Here is a 1507-nt window from a genome sequence, read left to right as displayed (position 1 = left end):
GGTCGTCCTCGCCACCTGGCGCATCGGCGCGGTCTATCAGCCGCTGTTCACCGCCTTCGGCCCCAAGGCCATCGAACACCGCCTGAACAGCTCCGGCGCCGCGCTGGTGGTGACCGATGCAGTAAACCGTCCCAAACTGACGGAAGTGGCCGACTGCCCGACCATCGTCACCGTCGCCGGCCCCAACGGCGAAGGCATCGTGCGCGGCGATTTCAGCTTCTGGGCCGAGTTGCCCAACTATGTCAACCTCTGCGAACCCGTATTGCTGGGCGCCGACGACCCGTTCCTGCTGATGTTCACCTCAGGCACCACCGGCCCGTCGAAAGCCCTGGCCGTGCCGCTCAAGGCAATCGTTGCGTTCCAGAGCTACACCCGCGACGCCGTCGACCTGCGCCCCGAAGACGCATTCTGGAACGTCGCCGACCCGGGCTGGGCCTACGGCATCTATTTCGGCGTGACCGGCCCCTTGTCCATGGGCCACCCGATCACCTTCTACGATGGCCCGTTCACCCTCGAAAGCACATGCCGTGTCATCAACAAATACGGGATTACCAACCTCACCGGTTCTCCCACGGCCTATCGCCTGCTGATCGCCGGGGGCGAGCAGTTCGCCAAGTCGATCAAGGGCAAGCTGCGTATTGTCAGCAGCGCCGGCGAGCCATTGAACCCGGAAGTGATCCGCTGGTTCGCCGATAACCTCGGCGTGACCATCCACGACCACTACGGCCAGACCGAGCTGGGCATGGTGCTGTGCAATCACCATGGCCTGGAGCATCCGGTGCACGTCGGCTCCGCAGGCTTTGCCTCGCCGGGCCATCGCATCGTGGTGCTGGACGACAACCATCAGGAGCTGCCCGCCGGCCAGCCAGGCATCCTGGCTATCGACCGCGAGCAATCGCCGATGTGCTGGTTTGCCGGTTATGACGGCGTCAAGACCAAGGCCTTCGTCGGCAAGTACTACCTCAGCGGCGATACGGTGGAGCTGAACCCCGATGGCAGCATCAGCTTTGTCGGGCGCAGCGACGATGTGATTACCACCTCCGGCTATCGCGTGGGTCCGTTCGACGTAGAAAGCGCCTTGATCGAGCATCCGGCCGTGGTGGAGGCCGCCGTGGTGGGTAAGCCATGTCCGGAACGCACCGAGATCGTCAAGGCGTTTGTGGTACTCAGCGAGCAGTACCGCGCCGAGCCGGCCCTGGCCGAAGAGCTGCGCCAGCACGTGCGCAAGCGCCTGGCCGCTCACTCGTACCCGCGGGAAATCGAATTTGTCAGCGAGCTGCCCAAGACCCCGAGCGGCAAGCTGCAACGCTTCATTTTGCGTAATCAGGAAATTGCCAAGGCCCAGGCGGCCACGGCGTGACCCATTCTTCAAGGAAACAATGATGCAGATTGAGAACAAGGTTTTTCTGGTCAGCGGTGGCGCTTCAGGCCTCGGCGCGGCAACCGCCGAGATGCTCGTGGCGGCCGGAGCCAAGGTGATGCTGGTGGACCTGAACGCCGACGCAGT

2 protein-coding genes are annotated in these 1507 nt (G+C 63.6%); both read left to right on the top strand.

Annotation, left to right across the window (positions count from 1 at the left end):
* On the top strand, positions 1–1360 hold a 1360-nt coding region (locus HX846_RS34825; protein WP_178967216.1), incomplete at its 5' end, for an AMP-binding protein.
* Positions 1361–1382: 22 nt separating this feature from the next.
* Positions 1383–1507, top strand: a 125-nt coding sequence (locus HX846_RS34820) for an SDR family NAD(P)-dependent oxidoreductase (RefSeq protein WP_178967215.1), incomplete at its 3' end; no start/stop codon positions are given.

The organism is Pseudomonas sp. K5002, from assembly GCF_013386655.1.
Classification (GTDB): Bacteria; Pseudomonadota; Gammaproteobacteria; order Pseudomonadales; family Pseudomonadaceae; genus Aquipseudomonas.
The sequence above is the reverse complement of the archived record's forward strand: the minus strand, read 5'-3'. Positions and strand labels throughout refer to the sequence as shown.